Here is a 19,468-nt window from a genome sequence, read left to right as displayed (position 1 = left end):
GGGGGGGGGGGGGGGGGGGGGGGGCTCGCCCTCGGCTCGACGGCCCACTTTGGCGCAGAGCAGTTCGATATCGCCGCGCGTCAGCAGGCTCTTTTCACGCATGAGGCACGACAGGCTTTCAAGGATGATGAGGCTTTCCTCAGATCGTGTCCCAACGCGTGGTGTAGCTTATCGGAGCCACCGCGTTTTTCGGCGTCAGTTTGAGCCGGTCATGTACCGGGCACAGCCGACAGCACGACGATGGGATTATCGCTGAGCGGTGCCATGGTTTCAAGCGACATGTAGCGCCCGCGCTGTACGGCCCATTCGTCGTTTTGTTCGAGCAGGATGGCGCCGATCAGGCGGGTGATGCTGGCCTCATTGGGGAAGATGCCGACCACATTGGTCCGGCGCTTGATTTCGCCGTTGAGCCTCTCGATAGGGTTGGTGCTGTAAAGTTTGGCGCGATGTTCCTTGGGGAATGCCATGTAGGCCAGCACGTCGGGCTCGGCATCGTCCATCAAACCCGCCAGTTTGGGTAGCTTCGGGCGCATCTGGTCGGCGACGGAACGCCATTGCTGGCTGGCTGCTTCGGGTGTTTCCTGCGCGAAGGCGGTGGCGATGAAGGCTGAGACGACGCGCCTGCCGCTCTTTCCGGCATGGGCCAGGGCATTGCGCATGAAGTGGACGCGGCAGCGCTGCCGGCTTGTGGATCGGCATGCAATAGGGAATCCTGTCGTTTTCAAGGTAATACATTGATATAACTTCGGAAGATCAATTCGTGCGCTCGCAATATCGGCGCGCCTCGCGGCCCCGTATAACCCGTATAAAGCGAGAAAACAGAGCAACTTCATAATCTTAATCGCAAAAGTTGCTGGGTTCTAACTTGCACGCCGATCCACAACGGTCACAGCAAAAACCCGATTTCGTGCGCTTCAGATTCCACGATCTGCGCCATCTTTTCGCCGTACGCTATCTGCAAAGCGGCGGAAGTATCTATATACTTCAAGGCATTATGGGGCATGGCAGCGTCAAGACCACCGAGATCTACCTGGCCTACCTGACCCCCGACCAGCAGCAGAGTGCCAAGCTGGGGTAGGCACCGGGGTGGTCACAAAAGTGGTCACAGTACCAACGGTTTTCCGTGTTTTTGAGCATTTTCGGCAGGGCTGCGATGGGCCAGAAAATGGCGGAATTTGGCGGAGACGGAGAGATTCGAACTCTCGGTACCGGATTTACCAGTACGACGGTTTAGCAAACCGTTGGTTTCAGCCACTCACCCACGTCTCCGGATCGCAGCGGCGAGGGCGGGCTATAGCGACGGTTGCCGGGGGCGACAAGGGGTGGTCCGATTTTTTCCGTGAGGTTTTATCCCGACCCGGTTTCGAGCCATTTTTCATTGTCGATGCGGCGTTTGGGCGCAAAATCGACTCGGCTCATCGCCCGTTCATTGTGTCGGGGCAATTGTCCACGAAAAGGACGTGGGGTGCCCTTGCCAGATGGCGGGCGCGCGACAATCGTGGTGGACATGATGCAGATCTTGGCAGGACAGGGTAAGGGCGCGCGCATGATCAAGGCTACCGGGTGGGGATTGCGGGCCGTGCCGGTCGTTTCGGCTGCGCTCGCCTTGCTGGCGGCGCCTGTGGCGCAGGCCCAGGTGCAGACGATCGATCCCAACAACGCAATCGATGCCGATCTGGGGCATGGACAGCCGGCCTCGCCGCCTGCCGGCCCTGCCGTGGCGCCTGCCGCGCCGGTCGTCCAGCAAGGCGCGCCGCCCGCCGGGGTGTCCTACGCCGCGCCAGGTGGGCCGAGCGGGCCGGTTGGCGGGCCGAGCGCTGCGCCTGCCAATGGCGATACGACCTATCATGAAAACGAACTGGTCAATGCCGCCGAGAACGTGTTCGGCAAAGGTGCACGCGGGCTTGCGTTGATGATTCGCGACTTGCTCAAGAAACAGGGCGAGCCCAGCGGCTATATCACCGGCAGCGAAGGCGGCGGTGCGTTCGTGATCGGGCTGCGCTATGGCAGCGGCACCTTGCATCACAAGATCGAGGGGCAGATGCCGGTCTATTGGACCGGGCCCTCGCTCGGGCCCGATTTCGGCGGCAGCGGCGGCAGCACGTTTGTGCTGATCTACAATCTGCATGATACCGAGCAGTTGTTTCATCGCATCGGCGCGGGCGAGGGGCAGGCCTATCTGATCGGCGGTTTCAATGTGTCCTATTTGCGGCGGGGCGATCTGGTGGTGATCCCGGTGCGCATGGGCGGGGGGCTGCGGCTGGGCGTCAATGCGGGCTACATGAACTTTACGCACAAACAGAAATGGGTGCCTTTCTGATCGATTGATCCGGATCGGCGCTTTGCCTGACGGGTGCAAAATGGCTTGCGCCGCTCGGCCATGGGGGGCATGGGGACGCCGCCGCCGGACTCCGTCGGGGTTTCGTGTCGGCAATTGACCATTGCCAGGAAAGCCGAACACCGATGCTCGAAGCTCTTGCGCCGCAGCCCGCCGATGCCCTGTTGGGCCTGATCAAGCTTTACAACGCCGATCCGCGCGCCGACAAGATCGACCTCGGCGTCGGCGTCTATCGCACCGCCACCGGCGCAACCCCGGTGTTCAAGGCGATCAAGGCTGCTGAAGCACGCCTGCTCGAAACCCAGGACAGCAAGTCCTATCTCGGGCCCGAAGGCGACATGGGCTTTGTCCATGCGCTGATCCCCTATATCTTTGGCGCCGGCTTCGATCGTTCGCGGGTCGAAGGCATGCAGGCCCCGGGCGGCACCGGCGCGGTGCGGCTGGCGATCGAAGTTGCCAGGCGCGCCGGCGTGCGCCGCATCATCATGGGCACCCCGTCGTGGCCGAACCATGCGCAGATCGTTGCCGCAGCCGGGCTCGAACTGGTGACTTTTCGCCATGTCACGCCCGAAGGAACGGCCGATCTCGAAGCGTTGAAGGCCGTGCTGGCCGACGCCGGGCCGGGCGATGCGGTCTTGCTCCACGGGTGCTGCCACAATCCCAGCGGGGTCGATTATACCCACGCGCAGTGGGACGAGATTGCGCCCCTGCTGGCGTCGCGCGCCGTGCTGCCGCTGCTCGATCTGGCCTATCAGGGGCTGGGCGCGGGCATGGAAGAAGACGCCTATGGCCTGCGCGCGGTTCTCGCCAAGGTGCCCGAAGCTCTGGTCGCCTATAGCTGCGACAAGAATTTCGGGCTCTATCGCGATCGCGTCGGCGCGTTTTATGCCGTGACCGGTGATGCCGATGCGCTGACCCGCGCGATGGCCAATGGCGCAACGATCGCGCGCGCCAGCTGGTCGATGCCGCCCGATCACGGCGCGGCAGCGGTGCGACTGGTGCTTGATGATGCGGAACTGACCAAAGTGTGGCTCGCCGAGCTGGACGACATGCGTGGCCGCATGCGCCAGGTGCGCGATCGTCTGGCCGCCGCGCAACAGGTCGGCACCATCCCGATGGCGCCGCTGGGCATTCAGAACGGGCTGTTTTCGATGCTGCCGCTGAACGGGGAACAGATCCTCGCGCTGCGCGAAAAGCACGGCATCTATATGGCCGGGACGGGCCGCATCAATATCGCCGGGCTGACCAGCGGCAATATCGAGCAGTTCATCGAATCGTTGCGCGCCGTCGCCGTCTGATCCTGTGTCCGGGCGGCTTGCGGGCCGCCCGGTTCCCTTTCCCGATAGCCCTTTCCCGATCAGGCCGTGCGTGTCGCGCTTTGCATGCGCATCAGATAGCGCGCGAGCACGTCGATTTCGAGATTGACCGCCGCGCCCGGAACGAGCGCGCCCAGCGTTGTGACTTCGGCGGTATGGGGAATGATGTTGACGCCAAAGCGGGCGCGGCCATCGGCTTCGTCGGCGACGCTGTTGACCGTCAGCGAGACGCCGTCGATCGTGATCGACCCCTTGGCCGCGATATAAGGCGCGAGATCGGCGGGCGCGAGGAATTCGATCCGGCGCGAGGCGCCCTCCGGCGTGATCGAGGCGACTTCGCCGACGCCGTCGACATGGCCGGTTACGATGTGGCCGCCCAGTTCATCGCCCAGCTTCAGCGCGGGTTCGAGATTGAGCCGCGCGCCGACCTGCCATTGCGCGGGCACAGTGCGGCTGATCGTTTCGCCCGAGACATCGACGGCAAACCAGCCCGTTCCGGCCTCTCCGCCAAACCCGGTGCCTTTTTCGACGACCGTCAGGCAGACGCCCGAGCAGGCGATCGACGCGCCGATGGCGATCGCGCCTTGGGCGCGCGTGGTCGAAATCGTCACCCGATGATCGCCGGCGACATCGATCGCCAGCACTTTGCCGACCTCGACAATGATGCCCGTGAACATGGTGACCTACTCCCCTTGAAACAAAAACGACGAGTCAAAAACGATTTATCCGCGCAACCGCTCGTAGATGTCCAGCGTATCGCTGCCAAGCAGGCGTTGTTCGACCAGCGCCCAGCGGTCGTGCGCCTCGGCCAGCCGGTCCAGCCCGATGTCGCCCACCGCCGGGCGGCCCGCTCCGATCACGATCGGCGCGCGATAGAGCATCAGGCAGTCGACCCGGTCGGCGGCAAGGAATGTCGCCGCAGCGCCTGCGCCGCCTTCGACATAGAGGTATTGCGCTGTGCCAAAGGCATCGCGGGCAGCCATGTCCGATACCGCGTTCCACCCCTCGGGCGCGGCGCCGCGTGTCAGCGCCCAGCGTTTGGGACTGCGCGCTTCAAGGCCGGGCAATCGCACATCGAGGCGGGGCGCATCGGCGCGCAACGTGCCGCCACCGACCAGAATCGCATCGGCGCGGGCGCGGGTGGCATGGACATGCGCCCGCGCCGCCGCGCCGGTGATCCATCGGCTTTCGCCTGAAGCCAGCGCGATCCGCCCGTCGAGCGAGGTGGCCAGTTTCAGCGTGACATGCGGGCGGCCTTCACGCGTGCGCAGCAGGTATCCGGCCAGGGACGCGCGCGCCGCCACGCTGTCGATCACCTCGACGGGGATGCCTGCCTCACGCAGTCGCGCGATGCCGGTGCCCGCCGTGCGCGGATCGGGATCGATACAGCCGATGACCACCCGCGCCGGGCGTGCGGCAATGACCAGATCGGTGCAGGCGGGGCCGCGCGCGCTGACATGCGCGCAAGGTTCAAGCGTGACATAAAGCGTCGCGTTCTGCACTCCCGCGCCTGCGCAGTCGAGCGCCTGGGCTTCGGCATGGGGGCGCCCCCCGGCTTGGGTATGGCCGCGTCCGATGACGCGTCCATCGGCCACGAGTATCGCGCCGACCGCCGGATTGGGCCGACTGAGCGGGCGCCCGCGTGCGGCCAGCGCGGCGGCGGCCTGCATCCATGCGGCATCGCCCGGCATGGTCAGTTTTCGGCCGAGGCGGCGGCTTGCGGGTCGACGACCGGCTTGGTGCCTTTTTCCAGGAAACGGTCGAGCAGCGCCTTGTCGTGCGCGGCCTGTGCCTTGGCTTCGGCATCGCGCTCGACGTTGCCTTGTTTATACATGGTGTTGGTATCGAGCCCGGTGGCGGCGCCCACCGCCTTGTACATCTGGCGGATGTCTTCGGCACGGCGCTCTTCTTCGGCGGCTTCGGCCTTTGCCTTGCGCGCGGCTTCGATGTTGCCGGCGATGATGTCCTTGTCGCTGCGATCGGCGCGCCAGCTTTCAAAATAGATGATCTTGGGCGGCGGGGGCAGCGCGCGCCCTTCCTGATGGATCATGATCCAGAAGATCGAGCCGGTGACCATCGCCGCCAGCGCGAGCGCCGGCCAGCGAAATTCACTAGGCGCACCAAGCACTTGCCACAGATCAAGCACCGCGCGGCGCGGCGAAACGTTGCGAAAAAAGCCCTTCATCGCGCCTTCATAGGGATTGGCGGGCAAACTTGCCAGTTTTACCCGAAGGGCTGGTACAGTCCGGGGCCGTGGTGTTTGAGCCAGGCATTGGCGGCCTCGATGCTGCCTTCGAACAGATCGCCGAGGCAGGCGTGAAACGCCGGGCTGTGGTCGAAATGCGCCAGATGCGCGACTTCGTGCGCGACGACCGAGCGACGCACCGCGTCGGGCGCCATGATCAGCCGCCAATTGATGCGGATCGTGCCGTCGGCGGCGCAACTGCCCCAGCGGCGCCGCGCGCGCGACAGGGCCAGGCGCGGCGCGGGCTTGCCGATGCGCGCGCAATAGTGGGCAAGATCATCGCCGAGCAGGCGCTGCGCTTCGCCCTCGAGCCAGCGGGCCGTGCGCGTCGGCAGGCTCTCGCGCGGGCCCCCGATCAGCAGGCGGTCGTCGGCGACGGTCGGCTTGCGCCCGGCCCTGGCCTGCCAATCGATCGGCAGTTGCCGGCCGCGATAGGCGACTGTGCCGCCGGGGCAGGGCGGGCTGGCCTGAGGCAGGCGGGCGATCTGCGCGGCGAGCCAGTCGCTGCGCGAAACGGCAAAAGTCAGCGCTTCGTGCGCCGAGACCCAATGCGGCATCGACACGCGGACCGTGCGCCCGTCGGGGGCCAGCCGCAGCGTCAGGCGGCGCGCATGACGCAGCCGACGCACTTCGAGCGGCAGGACGTGGTCGCCCACGCGCACTTGAGTCTGTTGGGGCGGGGCTGGTTCGTGCCGGGCGCGTCTCAGCCATTCGATCATGGCCGGTCGTCCGCGTCGAACATCTCGTCCGCTTCGAACGATTCGCCGGGATAGAGCGGCATGCCTTCGGCATCGACGATATGCTCTTCGAGCGGGCCGGCGATGACTTCGCTGATCGCCTTGCCCACGACCGATTGCCCGGCGCGGTGGACCGCGTCGCGATCGCCGCATTCAAGATAGTGCCAAGCGGGCAGGGGGCGCCCCTCGGCGCGCAGGCGATAGGCGCAAGTATCGGGCAGCCAGGGCACATCCATGACCAGACGCGGGGTCAGACGCAGGCAATCGGGCACCATCGCCTTGCGGTGGCGATAATCGGCGCAGCGCGCGGTCGACAGGTCGAGCAGGCGGCAGGCGACATTGGTGCGCCAGACATCGCCGGTATCCTCGTCTTCCAGCTTGTGCAGGCAGCATTTGCCGCATCCGTCGCACAGCGCTTCCCATTCTTCGCGATTGAGCGCGGAAACCGGCTTGTCCCAAAAGCGGGAAGCCGCACGGCTGGCAGGAGGCTGGGTCATCGCACCCATTTGTCCAGTTCGTCGGCAACCGCCTTGCCGTCCTGATCGACCGGCAGCAGCGCGACCGGCTTGCCATCGGGCGCCATCAGATAGGCGGCGCGGCTGTGATCCATCAGATAGGTGCCCGGTGTCGCGCCTTTGCGCTTCTGGTAATAGACAGCAAAGGCCTTGGCCGCGCCCGCGACTTGTGTCGGCGATCCGGTCAGGCCGATCAGTTCGGGGCCGAATGCGGCGGCGAACTGCCCAACCGCCTGGGGCGTGTCGCGTTCGGGATCGATCGAGATGAACATCGGCACGACCTGGGCGGCCGCTTGCGGATGCGCCTTGGCAAACAGGTGATAGCCTTGCATCAGGCGCTGCACATCGAGCGGGCAAACGTCGGGGCAGAACGTATAGCCGAAATAGAGCACGCGCCATTTACCGGCGAAATCGGCGTAGCGCACGGTCTTGCCCGCCTTGTCGACCAGCGTGAAATCGCCGCCCAGCTGCGTTCCGGCGAGCGGCGGGTCGCTTCGCGTGGCGCCGGGGCCGCATCCGGTCAAGCCCCCCAATGCGAGCAGTCCGGCGGCAAGCAGCGGAGGAAAAACGGCTTTCGCGCGTTTCAGAGTCGGGATCGGCATAGCGTTGGCTGGCATGGCGCTCCGGTTCATGCTCTGCTAACCAGCCGCTGGCAAGTGCCGGGCGAGAGCTCAATCAAGGGATTCGATCGACGTGAACAGGAACTTTGGTCCGCAGACAGGAAAGTCCGGGATTCGTCGCCGGATTGCCGCACGATGGACCGGCGCATTGGCCGGTGCCATGCTGGTCGCGCTCGCCGCGCCGATGCCCGCCGCCGCGCAATTCTCCGAAAGCTACAAATTCCTCGACGCGATCCGCAAGAAGGATGGCGATGTGGTCAACGACATGCTGAACAAGCCGTCGACCCAGATCGTCAACACTCGCGACATCACCACCGGCGAAACCGCGCTGCATATCGTCACCGCGCGGCGCGACATCATGTGGATGCAATTCATCGTCGGCAAGGGCGCCAACGTCAACGCGCGCAATGTCAAAGGCGAAACCCCGCTGGAAATCGCCGCCGAACTGGGCTTTGTCGAAGGGGTCGATTTCCTGATCAGCACCGGCGCGCGGGTCGATGAGACCAACAACACCGGTTCCACCCCGTTGATCGACGCGGTCAGCCGGCGCGATCTTGCCGTCGTGCGCAGCCTGCTCAAGGCCGGGGCCAACCCCGACCGCCCCGACAATTCGGGCCGTTCGGCGCGCGATTATGCCAAGCTCGACGGCAAGGAAAGCCCGGTTCTTGCCGAAATCGAATCGTTTACGCGCGACCATGGCGGCGCCAACGCTGCTCACAAGACCTATGGACCGACGTTCTGAGGCGTGGCACGACGGGGCTGAGATGATGACGACAACAGACAGGGGCGACGGCGACAGGAAGGACGGCTTTCGGCTGGAACTGGCGCCGTTGATTGCCGATGCGGCCGCGTTTGACGGCTGGACCGATGCGGCGGTGACCGTTGCGGCGCAAAGCGCCGGGGTCGATGCGGATGCCGCGCGTTTTGCCTTTGGCGGCAAGGCGATGGCGATGATTGCCGCCTGGACACGGGCGATCGACGCGCAGATGGCGCAGGCCCTGCCCAGGGAACGGCTCGCCGCGCTGCCGATCCGCGAACGCATCCGGGTGCTGCTCGAATTCCGCATCGACGCGATGACGGGCCGCGAGGAATCGCTGCGCCGGGCGCTGATCGAAATGGCCAAGCCCGGCCATGTCGCAGCGGCGGCGCGGTTGGGTTGGAAAAGCGCCGATGTGATGTGGCGGCTCGCCGGCGATACCGCGACCGATTATAACCACTATACCAAGCGCGCGACGCTGGGATCGATCTATGCCGCGACTCTGGCGGTCCTCGCCGATGATCGCAGCGAGGGCCATGCCGATACCCGCGCGTTTCTCGGGCGCCGCATCGACGGGGTCATGCGGTTTGAGAAGTTCAAGGCGCAACTGCTTCAACCCAAAGGCGAACATTTCAGCCTGACGCGCCTGTTCGGCCGCCTGCGCTATCCCGCGCGGTAAGTGCGGGGCCAATTGATCCGGATCAACTATTGCGAATGACTTGCAATTGTTCATCCGCTGTGGCAGCCCTTGCCGGGTGACACTCGATCAGCTCCCCCTTGGCGTTCTTGCGCGCATCGTTGCGGTCGATTGGGCTGCACTCGTTCCCGAAGAAGCGCAGCGGTTGCGCGCGCTCGGCCTTGATGAAGGGGCGCAAGTGCGGCTTGCCTATCGCGGCGTGTTCATGACGCGCGATCCGCTGGCGGTGGAGATCGGGCGGATGACGGTGGCGCTGCGCCGGGTTCATGCCCGCGCGATGCATGTCGAGCCCGTCGCGGCAGATTGCCCGGCATGAGCCGCCTTCCTTGCACTGTCGCGCTGGTCGGCAATCCCAATGCCGGGAAAAGCGCGCTGTTCAATGCGCTGACCGGCGCGCGGCAGAAGATCGCGAATTATCCGGGCGTAACGGTCGAGCGCAAGGCGGGGCGCTTTGCCCTGCCCAATGGCGAGCCGGTCGAACTGGTCGATTTGCCGGGCACTTATGGCCTTGATGCGACAAGCCCCGACGAGGAAGTGACTCGCCGGGTGATCATGGGCGAACAGCCGGGACAGGCGCAGCCCGAAGTGCTGGTAATCGTGCTCGACGCGTCGAACCTTGAACAGCATCTCGTGCTTGCGCAGGAAGTGATCGCACTGGGGCGGCCGACGGTGGTTGCGCTCAACATGATCGATCTGGCCGAACGCGACGGGCTGGTGCTCGATCCGGCGGCGCTTGCCGTGGAACTGGGCGTGCCGGTGATCCCGACGGTCGCGGTGCGGCGGCGCGGGCTGGCCGAGCTTGGTGCTGCGGTCGGCGCGGCGCGGGACACGGCAGCGCACGAACCGGCGCACCCGCGCGCCCATCTGACCATGCCCGAACGGCGCATGCTGGCGCGGACCATGGCGCGCGGCGCGGTCTTGTCGGAAACGTCCAAACATCGGCTTCACGCGCGGCTGGATCGCGTCCTGCTGCATCCCTGGCTCGGTCCGCCGATCCTGTTTGCGCTGTTGTTCGTGGTGTTCCAGGCGGTGTTCAGCTGGGCCAAGCCGTTTCAGGACGGGCTCGACGCGCTGTTTTCATCCGGCGCCGATGGCCTGCGCAGCGTGATGCCGCCGTCGTTGCTGCGCGATCTGATCACCGACGGGGTGATTGCGGGCGTGGGCTCGGTGGTGGTGTTCCTGCCGCAGATCCTCGTGCTGTTTTTCTTTATTCTGGTCATGGAAGCGACCGGCTACATGGCGCGCGCGGCGTTCCTGATGGATCGGATGATGGCCGGCGTCGGGCTGTCGGGGCGCAGTTTCATCCCGCTCTTGTCCTCATTCGCCTGCGCGGTGCCGGGGATCATGGCGACCCGCTCGATCACCGACCCCAAGGACCGGCTGACCACGATCCTGATCGCGCCGATGATGACCTGTTCGGCGCGCCTGCCGGTCTATGCGGTGATCATTGCGGCGTTCATCCCGGCGCGGGACGTCTTGCCGGGGGTCGGGTTGCAGGGGCTGGTGCTGTTTGTGCTCTATGTCTCGGGGATTTTCGGCGCGATGGTGGCGGCGCTGGTGTTTCGTCGTTCGCTGACTCGCGGCGCGGCGTCGGGCTTCATCATGGAATTGCCCAAATATCAGCTGCCGACGATCAAGGATCTTGCGCTCGGGCTGTTTCAGCGGGGCTGGATCTTTCTGCGCCGCGCCGGGACGATGATCTTTACCGTGGCGATCGCGCTGTGGCTCCTGCTCAATTTTCCGCGCGCAGAGCCCGGACAGGATCAGGTCAATGCCTCGATCGCCGGGCATATCGCCAATGGGCTGGCCGTGGTGGTCGAACCGATCGGCTTCAACCGCGACATCGCGCTGACGCTGATCCCGACGATGGCCGCGCGCGAAGTCGCGATCAGTTCGCTGGCGACGACTTATGCCGTGGGTGCGTCCGACGAAAATGCCCGCACGATCGGCCTTGCCGCGCAGTTGAAGCAGCACTGGAGCCTGGCGACCGCGCTCGCTTTCCTTGCCTGGTTCGTGTTTGCGCCGCAATGCATGTCGACCATCGCGGTGACCCGGCGCGAAACCAACGGGTGGAAATGGCCCGCGTTCATGCTCGCCTATCTGTTCGGGCTGGCCTATCTTTTTGCCGGGATCGTCTATTGGACGGCGGTCGCCTGCGGCCTGGGCTGAAAATCGGGGCTGAAAACCGGCAAAATGCGTTGAAAAAACGGTGACGGGGCTGGGCGTAGCCGCGTCGCATCGGCTAGCCAACGGTTCGCATAATTCAAGGGACTCGATTCGATGGCAGGCAGCGTCAACAAGGTCATTCTGGTCGGCAATCTTGGCGCGGACCCCGAAACGCGTTCGTTTCAGAATGGCGGCAAAGTGTGCAACTTGCGCATCGCCACGTCGGAATCGTGGAAGGACCGCAACACCGGCGAGCGCCAGGAACGCACCGAATGGCATACGGTAGCGATCTTTTCCGAAGGTCTGGTGGGCATTGCCGAGCGCTTTCTCAAGAAAGGCTCGAAGATCTACATCGAAGGCCAACTGCGCACGCGCAAGTGGCAGGACCAGAACGGGCAGGACCGTTACACCACCGAAGTCGTGCTGCAGGGCCCCGGTGCCGTGCTGACCATGCTCGATGGTGCGCCGGGCGGTGGCGGTGAACGCAGCGGCGGCGGCTTTGGCGGCGGCCAGCGCTCGTCGGGCGGCGGTTACGGCGGCGGCGCATCGGGCGGTTCCGGGGGCGGCTCTGGCGGCGGGTTCGGCGGCGGATCGTCGGGTGGTTCGAGCGGCGGCTTTGGCGGCGGTTCGGGCGGCGGCGCTTCGGGCGGCTTTGGCGAAGATCTCGACGACGACATCCCGTTCTGAGCAACGCCCGTTCCGAGCAATGATTCCGCGCGGGATTCAGGTTCCGCGCGTATCCCCGTAGAGATGAATGTGCAGCCGGTCGGTAAAGCGCCAGCCGGCCTGCATGGCCGCTTCGGCGAGCCAGCGCGCGCGTTCGCGCAGTGTCGCGCTGTCGGTGCCTTCGGGCATGACAAACAGGCGTTCGGGCACGATTGGGAAGGTCTGCGCCAGCGTGCGCACTTCGTCGAGATCGGCGGGTGTCGCGATCACGAATTTGAACAGCGCGCGCGATTCTGCGGCCCAGGCGGCGAGGCGTTCGGGGATCAGCGCGAGTGCCGCCGGATTGCCCGAATGCGCCAGTTTCGGGCTGACATTGTATTGGTCGATCAGCGCGTCGAGCGTGGGTGACGGTGCGACGGTGCCGTTGGTTTCGATCTCGACATGCAGCGGCGTGACTGTCTCGCGCAAGATCGCGATCATCCGCGCCAGCGCCGGGGCCTGCAACAACGGTTCGCCCCCGGTCACCACCAGTCGCGGCACGCCAAACGCGGCGATGCGCCCGGCGACGTCCTCGACATTCATCGCGACCTGATTGCTGCCGCGCTCGAACGCCAGATTGTCGCGATGCGGCCGATTATCCCCGGCAAAGCGCCAGGTGTAGGCGGTGTCGCACCACTGGCAGGCGAGATTGCAGCGCGAAAGCCGCACAAACACCGACGGCCGCCCGATCGAGGCGCCTTCGCCCTGCAACGAAGCGAAAATCTCCGCCTCGCCGGGGGTCGTCGTGGCCAGGATCAGCGATGTCACCTGATCCTCCCTGAACCGGGGAGGGGGACCGCCCGAAGGGTGGTGGAGGGGTTTATCCCCCGGCACGACGCGTGTGGGGGCACACCCCTACACCACGCTGCGCGTGGTCCCCCTCCCCGGTTCGGGGAGGATGGGGACGGCGCGGTCATCACCCCAGCCGCTTGAGCGCAGCGGCAAGCCGCGCGGCTTCGGCGGTGTGATGGGCGTGATCGGCGCGCGCCTTGTCGACCGCTTCGGGCTTGGCGCGTTCGACGAAGGACGGGTTGCCGAGCCGACCGGCCAGCGCCTTGGCTTCCTTTTCAGAGGCTGCCAGCGCCTTTTCCAGCCGCGCCTTTTCCGCCGCGATGTCGACCAGCCCTTCGAGCGGAACGATCAGCGTGGCATCGCCTGCGCCCACCTGCATTGCCGCACCCGCGGGCGCCGGGGCAAAGTGGATCGCCGAGAGCCGGGCCAGACGGTCGATGGCCGGGCCGTTGGCGGCAATGATCGCGCGCGTCGCGTCGCTGGGATCGGGCAACCAGGCTTCGAGCCGCGCACCGGGCGCAAGGCCCAGTTCGTTCTTGGCGGTGCGAAAGCCCGAGACGAGCGCGATCAGCCATTCGACTTCGCTCTTGGCTGCGGCATCGACGTGCGCCGCCGGTTCGGGCCAGCGCGCGAGGATCAGGTCGTTATCGCGCGGGCAGGGGGGGCCGGCCAACGCGTGCCACAGCTCTTCGGTGACAAACGGCATGAACGGATGGAGCATGACCAGCATCTGATCGAGCACCCAGCCGGCGACGGCGCGGGTTTCGTCATCGAACGCGCCCTTGATGAATTCGATGTACCAGTCGCAGAACGTGTCCCACACGAAGTGATAGACGGCGTTCGCCGCCGCATCGAAGCGCAAGTCGGCCATCGCCTGATCGAGCGCGGCCAAGGTTTCGACGACTTCGCCGATGATCCAGCGGTTGACCGCGTGGGTCGCCGCAGGGGCGGCAAGGCTTTGCGACGCGCCGATCCCGTTGGCCTGGCAAAACCGCGCGGCGTTCCACAGCTTGGTCGCGAAATTGCGATAGCCTTCGACCCGGCGCTCGTCCATTTTGACGTCGCGGCCCTGACTTTCCATCGCACACATGAAAAAGCGCAGCGCATCGGCGCCGTATTGGTCGATCAGGCCGAGCGGATCGACCACGTTGCCCTTGGACTTCGACATCTTCTGCCCGTCGGCGGCGCGCACGAGCCCGTGCAGATAGAGCCGCCGCCAGGGCACTTCGCCCATGAATTCCAGCCCCTGCATCGCCATGCGCGCATCCCAGAAAAACAGGATGTCAAACCCGGAAATGAGCAGGTCATTGGGATAATGGCGCGCTACCATTGCGGTATCGTCGGGCCAGCCGAGCGTGGCAAAAGGCCACAGCGCCGAGGAAAACCACGTGTCGAGCACGTCTTCATCGCGGGTCAGCGCCACGCCTTCGCCTGCCAGCGCCTGCGCTGCGGCTTCGTCTTCGGCGACATAGGCCTTGCCGTTTGCGTCATACCAGGCGGGGATGCGGTGGCCCCACCACAGTTGCCGCGAAACGCACCACGGCTGGATGTTTTCCATCCAGTTGAAAAAGGTCTTTTCCCACGCCTTGGGCACGATCTCGATGGCGCCGGACCGCACCGCCTCGATCGGCGCTTTGGCCAGTTTTTCGGCATCGACATACCACTGGTCGGTCAGCCACGGCTCGATCACCACGCCGCCGCGATCGCCAAACGGGGTCTGGATCGTGCGCGGTTCGAATTCGTGCTCTTCGCCGTCCCCATCGGCATTCTGGTCGAGGTGGGGCACGAGGAACCCGGCGGCCTTCATCGCCGCGACCACCGCCGCGCGCGCGTCAAACCGGTCGAGCCCGAGGAATTCTGCCGGAACGAGGCCATCGGCGGTCTGCACCACGCGCGCTTCGGCGTCGAGCATGTTGAGCATGTCGGACGCCTTGAATCCGGCGCGCTTGCCGACTTCGAAGTCGTTGAAATCATGCCCCGGAGTGATCTTGACCGCGCCCGAGCCCAGCTCGGGATCGGCGTGTTCGTCGGCCACAACCGGAATGCGGCGCCCGGTCAGGGGTTGTTCGATGAAGGCGCCGATCACCGATTGATAGCGCGCGTCGTCGGGATGGACCGCGACCGCCATGTCGGCGAGCATCGTTTCGGGGCGCGTCGTGGCGACTTCGATATAGGCCAGCCCGTCCGACCGCACGACGCCGTCGGCCAGCGGATAGCGAAAGCGCCAGAACCCGCCCTTGACCTCGCGCGTTTCGACTTCAAGGTCGGAAATCGCGGTCTTGAGCTTCGGATCCCAGTTGACCAGCCGCTTGTCGCGATAGATCAGCCCTTTGGCATGAAGGTCGACGAAGACCTTGACCACCGCGCGGGTAAAGTGCGGGTCCATGGTGAACTGTTCGCGGCTCCAGTCCATCGAACAGCCGAGCCGGCGCAACTGACGCGTGATCGTGCCGCCGCTTTCGGTTTTCCATTCCCACACTTTGGCGATGAATTCGTCGCGCGTGTAATTGGTGCGCTTGTCCTGATGCGCTTCCATCTGGCGTTCGACGACCATCTGGGTCGCGATCCCGGCATGGTCCGTGCCGACCACCCACAAGGCATCCTTGCCGCGCAGACGTTCGTAGCGGATGACCACGTCCTGCAGCGTGTTGTCGAGCGCGTGGCCGATATGCAGGCTGCCGGTGACGTTTGGCGGCGGATTGACGATGGTGAAGGGCACAGCGTCGGGGCGGGCGGGGCGAAAGGCGCCGCTCGATTCCCAATGGGGATACCATTTTGCCTCGATCGCGGCGGGTTCGAAGGTTTTGGCCAAACCTTGTGTGATCGGTGCTTCGGGCGCGGTTTCGTGCAGGATGTTCTCGGTCATGACCGCAGTGCCTTGCCATCCCCGGGCCGCATCTGCAACCTTGGTTGGAGGCGCTTGCCCAACACCATGATTTCCCGCATGAAGCAGCGCGATGACGCAAGTTCCCGATTTCACCTTGATCCCCGGCGAGACCGGCGACACGCTGGTGTTTACCGGGGCGATGCTGGTTTCCACGCTCGGGCCGCTCGATCGGCGGCTGCGCACGATCACCACGCCGATTGCGCATATCGATCTGGCGGGAATCACGGGGATCGACACGGTCGGCGCCTGGATCTGCTGTCGGATCTCGCAGGAGACCGGGGCGACGATCGTCCATGCCGACGATGCGGCAACGCGGTTGATCGAGGCGCTTCGCCAGGTCGATGCCGACAGCCCGATGCAAGCGCCTTCGCGGCTGCCGGTCTGGTTGCGCGTGCCCGACAAAGTCGGCGAAGCCGTGATCGGTATGGCATTCGGCTCCGTCGCGGTGCTGAGTTTTGTCGGGCAGATGATACTCGCAGCAGGCGGGTTGCTGCTTCACCCTGCGCGTTTTCGCTATCGTGCGCTGGTTCACCAGATGGAGTTGGTCGGGGTCAATTCGCTCGCCATCATCGGCTTGATGAGCTTTCTGGTCGGCATCGTCATTGCCCAGCAAGGCGCGGAGCAGCTGCGCCAGTTTGGGGCGGAGATCTATACCGTCAATCTGGTCGGGCGGATCTCGATGCGCGAACTGGGGATCCTGATGACCGCGATCATGGTCGCGGGCCGGTCGGGATCGGCCTTTGCCGCTGAAATCGGCACGATGAAGCTGACCGAAGAAGTCGATGCGATGCGCACCATCGGGGTCGCGCCGATGGAAGTGCTGGTCTTGCCGCGTGTCATGGCAACGGTCTTGATGATGCCCTTGCTGGGGGTTTATGCGGCGGTGGTTGCGATCATCGGCGGCGCCTTTCTGTCGCAATTTGCGCTGGGTATTCCCTTTTTCAGCTTTCTCTTGCGCATCCGCGAAGTGGTTCCGATCCATGACGTGTGGGTCGCGGTGGTCAAGGGGCCGGTGTTTGGCCTGATCGTTGCGCTGGCGGGCTGTTACCAGGGGATGCAGGTCAGGGACAATTCCGAAGAAGTGGGCAAGCGCACCACAGCCGCAGTGGTTCTGGCCATCTTTACCGTGATCGTGCTCGACGCCTTTTTCGCGGTGTTCTTTACCGAGATCAACTGGGGATGAGCGAGAGCGATCCATCCGGTGCTCCGGCTGCCGATACGGCAATCGCGCCCGCAGCCGGTTCGACCGATGCGGGGGAATTCGCCATTCGGGTGCGCGATTTGTGCAACGCGTTCGGCACACATGTCGTGCACGAAAATCTCGATCTCGATGTCCGGCGCGGCGAAATTCTGGGTGTCGTGGGCGGCTCGGGTACGGGCAAATCGGTGCTGATGCGCGCGATCATCGGGCTGCAAATACCCGAATCCGGGAGCATCGAGGTGCTCGGCCAATCGATTACCGAGGCGCGTGTCGACGCCGACATTTCCATCCGCAGCCGCTGGGGCGTGCTGTTCCAGGGCGGCGCGCTGTTTTCGACGCTGAGCGTGGGGGAAAACGTCGAAGTGCCCTTGCGCGAATTCTATCCGGACATCGGCGACGATCTGTTGTCCGAGATCGCGCGGTACAAAGTCCTGCTGACCGGGCTGTCGGACGAAGCGGGGGCGAAATTCCCCTCGGAACTGTCGGGCGGGATGCGCAAGCGCGCCGGTCTTGCCCGCGCGCTGGCGCTCGATCCGGAACTGCTGTTTCTCGACGAACCGACCGCCGGGCTCGACCCGATCGGCGCGGCGGCATTCGATCAGTTGATCCTCGGATTGCAGCACACGCTCGGGCTGACCGTGTTTCTGATTACCCACGACCTCGACACGCTGCACGAAATCTGCGACCGCGTGGCGGTGATCGCGGACAAGCGGGTGATCGCGGTCGGCACGATCCCCGAATTGCTTGCGCTCGATCATCCGTGGATTCAGGAATATTTCAGCGGGCCGCGCGGGCGCGCGGCGATGGCGGCTCATGTTGCGGACCACGGTATGGCAGATACGGCCGTTTCGGCAGAGCGAGCCTAGGAAGGAATCGGCACGACCATGGAAACGCGCGCAAACTACATCTGGGTCGGGGCGGTTACGCTCGTCCTGCTGATCGGCGCCGCGCTGCTCATTGTGTGGATTGCCCGGCTCAATCATCCCGAACAGAACCGCTATGACATCTTTTTCAAGCAGTCGGTCGATGGTGTGACCAAAGGGTCGAGCGTGTCGTTTTCCGGGGTTCCGGTCGGGCAAGTGTCGCAGATTGCGCTGTGGGAAAAAGACCCCGAATTCGTGCGCGTGCGGATCACGGTCAACAAGAGCGTGCCGATCCTCGTCGGCACGACCGCCAGCCTTCAGGGCAGCTTTACCGGGGTGACCACGATCCAGCTGTCGGGCGCGATCAAGGGCGCGCCGCCGATCACCGATCCGGGCCCGGCAGGCGTGCCCGAGATCCCGACCAAGCGTAGCGGTCTGGGCGAGCTTTTGACGAGCGCGCCGGTCCTGCTCGAACGGCTGACCAATCTGACCGACCGGCTTTCGCTCGTGCTGTCGGACAAGAACCAAAAGGCCTTTTCGAACATTCTGGCCAATACCGACCGGTTGAGCGCCAGCCTTGCCACGACGGCGCCTGATGTAAAGGCGACGCTGGACGAATTGCAGAACACTATCCGCCAGGCCAATTATACGCTGGCCAGTTTTGAAAAGCTGTCGGATTCGGCCAATGCTGCGCTCAATGACGATCACAAGGGGCTGATCCGCCAGATGCACGATACGCTCAAATCGGCAGGCGCGGCGGCGGCTTCGCTCCAATCCGTGCTCGAAGAGGCGCGGCCCGGCGTGCGCCAGCTCAACGAACGCACGTTGCCCGCCGCCGAAAGCACGATCCGCGATCTTCAGGTCACCACGCATGCCTTGCGCGACCTGACGGACCAGATGAAGGATCGTGGGCTGGGCACGCTGATCGGCGGGCCGCAATTGCCGGATTACAAGCATTGATGATCATGAGGGCACACGCCATGCGCAAGGCCGTTTTCGCACCGCTATTGCTGATCCCGGCGCTGGGCGGGTGTATCAATCTCGGCCTTGGCAATGCCAAGACGCCGCCCGCGCTCCTGACTCTGACCGCGACGAGCGCGCCGGTCGACGGCAGCACCACCAGCGGACCGGCCGGCACTGCGCTCAGCGTGATGGAGCCGGAAACGGCGGCCAAGCTGGCGGTCTTGCGCGTTCCGGTGACGATCGATGCCGCGCGTGTTGCCTATCTCAGGAATGCGCAATGGGTCGAGCGCCCGGCGCGGCTGTTTCAGCACTTGCTCGCCGAAACGCTGCGGGCGCGCGGCAATCGTCTGGTGGTCGAAGGCGATGCCGCCTCTCACGGCCCGATCCTGTCGGGGCGGTTGATCGATTTCGGCTATGACGCGCATTCCCGCGCGGCGATCGTCCGTTTCGATGCCACGCGCCAGTTGCCCGACGGCACGACCCAGACGCGCCGCTTCGAGGCCGAGATCGACCATCTCGATGCCGATGTCGCCAAAGTCGGCCCAGCGCTCAATCAGGCCGCCAATCAGGTGGCCCACGCCGTTGCCGAGTGGATGGCCTAGTGGATTGTTTTTGACATTTGCATCCCGCCATCCAGATAGCATGGTAGCAAATGTCAGAATCGGA

Annotated in this window: 20 protein-coding genes, 1 tRNA gene and 1 pseudogene; 12 read left to right on the top strand and 10 right to left on the bottom strand. The window is 64.9% G+C overall.

What is annotated here, in order from left to right; genetic code table 11:
* Positions 1-209: 209 nt before the first annotated feature.
* Positions 210-680 (bottom strand): annotated as a pseudogene (locus AQZ50_RS08430) (transposase); the annotation flags it as partial.
* Positions 681-865: 185 nt separating this feature from the next.
* On the opposite strand from AQZ50_RS08430, the gene AQZ50_RS08425 reads away from it, so the two are divergent.
* Entirely contained in the window at positions 866-1,078 is a 213-nt protein-coding gene (locus tag AQZ50_RS08425; RefSeq protein ID WP_067745329.1) for a site-specific integrase, read from the top strand.
* A 98-nt stretch (positions 1,079-1,176) separates the two neighbouring features.
* Here the strand turns inward: AQZ50_RS08425 and AQZ50_RS08420 are convergent.
* Positions 1,177-1,269 (bottom strand) — tRNA-Ser (locus AQZ50_RS08420).
* 277 nt (positions 1,270-1,546) lie between these two features.
* On the opposite strand from AQZ50_RS08420, the gene AQZ50_RS08415 reads away from it, so the two are divergent.
* Complete coding sequence (locus AQZ50_RS08415; RefSeq protein ID WP_067745452.1) at positions 1,547-2,320, top strand: DUF1134 domain-containing protein; 774 nt, start codon at positions 1,547-1,549, stop codon at positions 2,318-2,320.
* A gap of 143 nt (positions 2,321-2,463) precedes the next feature.
* Positions 2,464-3,636: an amino acid aminotransferase gene (locus AQZ50_RS08410; RefSeq protein ID WP_067745326.1), complete on the top strand. Its 1,173-nt coding sequence runs from the start codon at positions 2,464-2,466 to the stop codon at positions 3,634-3,636.
* Positions 3,637-3,695: 59 nt separating this feature from the next.
* Here AQZ50_RS08410 and AQZ50_RS08405 read toward each other — a convergent pair whose 3' ends face one another.
* Genes AQZ50_RS08405 through AQZ50_RS08380 form a run of 6 tightly spaced genes read right to left on the bottom strand, consistent with a single transcriptional unit; the run spans position 3,696 to position 7,768 of the window.
* Positions 3,696-4,331 (bottom strand): riboflavin synthase, encoded by a 636-nt coding sequence (locus AQZ50_RS08405; RefSeq protein WP_067745323.1) that lies wholly within the window; start codon positions 4,329-4,331, stop codon positions 3,696-3,698.
* A gap of 45 nt (positions 4,332-4,376) precedes the next feature.
* Positions 4,377-5,345 (bottom strand): bifunctional diaminohydroxyphosphoribosylaminopyrimidine deaminase/5-amino-6-(5-phosphoribosylamino)uracil reductase RibD, encoded by a 969-nt coding sequence (gene ribD, locus AQZ50_RS08400; RefSeq protein WP_067745321.1) that lies wholly within the window; start codon positions 5,343-5,345, stop codon positions 4,377-4,379.
* A 2-nt stretch (positions 5,346-5,347) separates the two neighbouring features.
* A complete protein-coding gene (locus tag AQZ50_RS08395) occupies positions 5,348-5,839 on the bottom strand; it encodes a hypothetical protein (protein WP_067745318.1) in 492 nt (163 codons plus the stop codon).
* Between the two features lie 38 nt (positions 5,840-5,877).
* Entirely contained in the window at positions 5,878-6,618 is a 741-nt protein-coding gene (locus AQZ50_RS08390) for a M48 family metallopeptidase (protein ID WP_067745315.1), read from the bottom strand.
* Positions 6,615-7,142 carry a YcgN family cysteine cluster protein gene (locus AQZ50_RS08385; RefSeq protein ID WP_067745313.1) on the bottom strand — a complete coding sequence of 176 codons (528 nt, stop codon included), beginning with the start codon at positions 7,140-7,142 and terminating at the stop codon, positions 6,615-6,617. Before AQZ50_RS08385 ends, AQZ50_RS08390 begins: the two co-directional genes overlap by 4 nt.
* On the bottom strand, positions 7,130-7,768 hold the full coding sequence (locus AQZ50_RS08380; RefSeq protein ID WP_067745310.1) for an SCO family protein: 639 nt from the start codon (positions 7,766-7,768) through the stop codon (positions 7,130-7,132). Before AQZ50_RS08380 ends, AQZ50_RS08385 begins: the two co-directional genes overlap by 13 nt.
* A gap of 163 nt (positions 7,769-7,931) precedes the next feature.
* Between AQZ50_RS08380 and AQZ50_RS08375 the strand changes: the two genes are divergently transcribed.
* The 5 genes from AQZ50_RS08375 (at position 7,932) to ssb (ending at position 12,078) form a co-directional block, all read left to right on the top strand.
* On the top strand, positions 7,932-8,513 hold the full coding sequence (locus AQZ50_RS08375) for an ankyrin repeat domain-containing protein (protein WP_067745307.1): 582 nt from the start codon (positions 7,932-7,934) through the stop codon (positions 8,511-8,513).
* A gap of 22 nt (positions 8,514-8,535) precedes the next feature.
* The gene (locus AQZ50_RS08370; RefSeq protein ID WP_067745305.1) at positions 8,536-9,207 is read left to right on the top strand and encodes a COQ9 family protein; all 672 of its coding nucleotides are present in this window, start codon (positions 8,536-8,538) and stop codon (positions 9,205-9,207) included.
* A gap of 76 nt (positions 9,208-9,283) precedes the next feature.
* A complete protein-coding gene (locus AQZ50_RS08365; RefSeq protein WP_067745302.1) occupies positions 9,284-9,541 on the top strand; it encodes a FeoA family protein in 258 nt (85 codons plus the stop codon).
* Positions 9,538-11,394: a ferrous iron transporter B gene (locus AQZ50_RS08360; RefSeq protein ID WP_067745299.1), complete on the top strand. Its 1,857-nt coding sequence runs from the start codon at positions 9,538-9,540 to the stop codon at positions 11,392-11,394. Before AQZ50_RS08365 ends, AQZ50_RS08360 begins: the two co-directional genes overlap by 4 nt.
* A 111-nt stretch (positions 11,395-11,505) precedes the next feature.
* Positions 11,506-12,078, top strand: coding sequence for a single-stranded DNA-binding protein (gene ssb / locus AQZ50_RS08355; protein ID WP_067745296.1), 573 nt, complete (start codon positions 11,506-11,508; stop codon positions 12,076-12,078).
* A gap of 36 nt (positions 12,079-12,114) precedes the next feature.
* On the opposite strand, the gene AQZ50_RS08350 is transcribed toward ssb, so the two are convergent.
* Together AQZ50_RS08350 and AQZ50_RS08345 are read right to left on the bottom strand one after the other, a co-directional pair.
* Positions 12,115-12,864 carry a 7-carboxy-7-deazaguanine synthase QueE gene (locus AQZ50_RS08350; protein WP_067745294.1) on the bottom strand — a complete coding sequence of 250 codons (750 nt, stop codon included), beginning with the start codon at positions 12,862-12,864 and terminating at the stop codon, positions 12,115-12,117.
* 148 nt (positions 12,865-13,012) lie between these two features.
* Complete coding sequence (locus tag AQZ50_RS08345) at positions 13,013-15,754, bottom strand: valine--tRNA ligase (RefSeq protein ID WP_067745291.1); 2,742 nt, start codon at positions 15,752-15,754, stop codon at positions 13,013-13,015.
* Between the two features lie 91 nt (positions 15,755-15,845).
* Between AQZ50_RS08345 and AQZ50_RS08340 the strand changes: the two genes are divergently transcribed.
* The 4 genes from AQZ50_RS08340 to AQZ50_RS08325 are packed head-to-tail and all read left to right on the top strand — an operon-like array spanning position 15,846 to position 19,404.
* Positions 15,846-16,958, top strand: a complete 1,113-nt coding sequence (locus tag AQZ50_RS08340) for an MlaE family ABC transporter permease (protein WP_067745288.1) — start codon at positions 15,846-15,848, stop codon at positions 16,956-16,958.
* Positions 16,955-17,842: an ABC transporter ATP-binding protein gene (locus tag AQZ50_RS08335; RefSeq protein ID WP_082703500.1), complete on the top strand. Its 888-nt coding sequence runs from the start codon at positions 16,955-16,957 to the stop codon at positions 17,840-17,842. Before AQZ50_RS08340 ends, AQZ50_RS08335 begins: the two co-directional genes overlap by 4 nt.
* A gap of 18 nt (positions 17,843-17,860) precedes the next feature.
* Entirely contained in the window at positions 17,861-18,799 is a 939-nt protein-coding gene (locus AQZ50_RS08330; RefSeq protein WP_067745285.1) for an MlaD family protein, read from the top strand.
* Between the two features lie 20 nt (positions 18,800-18,819).
* Positions 18,820-19,404, top strand: a complete 585-nt coding sequence (locus AQZ50_RS08325) for an ABC-type transport auxiliary lipoprotein family protein (protein WP_231730172.1) — start codon at positions 18,820-18,822, stop codon at positions 19,402-19,404.
* The last annotated feature ends 64 nt before the right edge of the window (positions 19,405-19,468 follow it).

The sequence above is a fragment of the Novosphingobium sp. Fuku2-ISO-50 genome (assembly GCF_001519055.1).
Classification (GTDB): domain Bacteria; phylum Pseudomonadota; class Alphaproteobacteria; order Sphingomonadales; family Sphingomonadaceae; genus Novosphingobium.
This window is presented reverse-complemented; position numbering and strand designations above follow the sequence as displayed.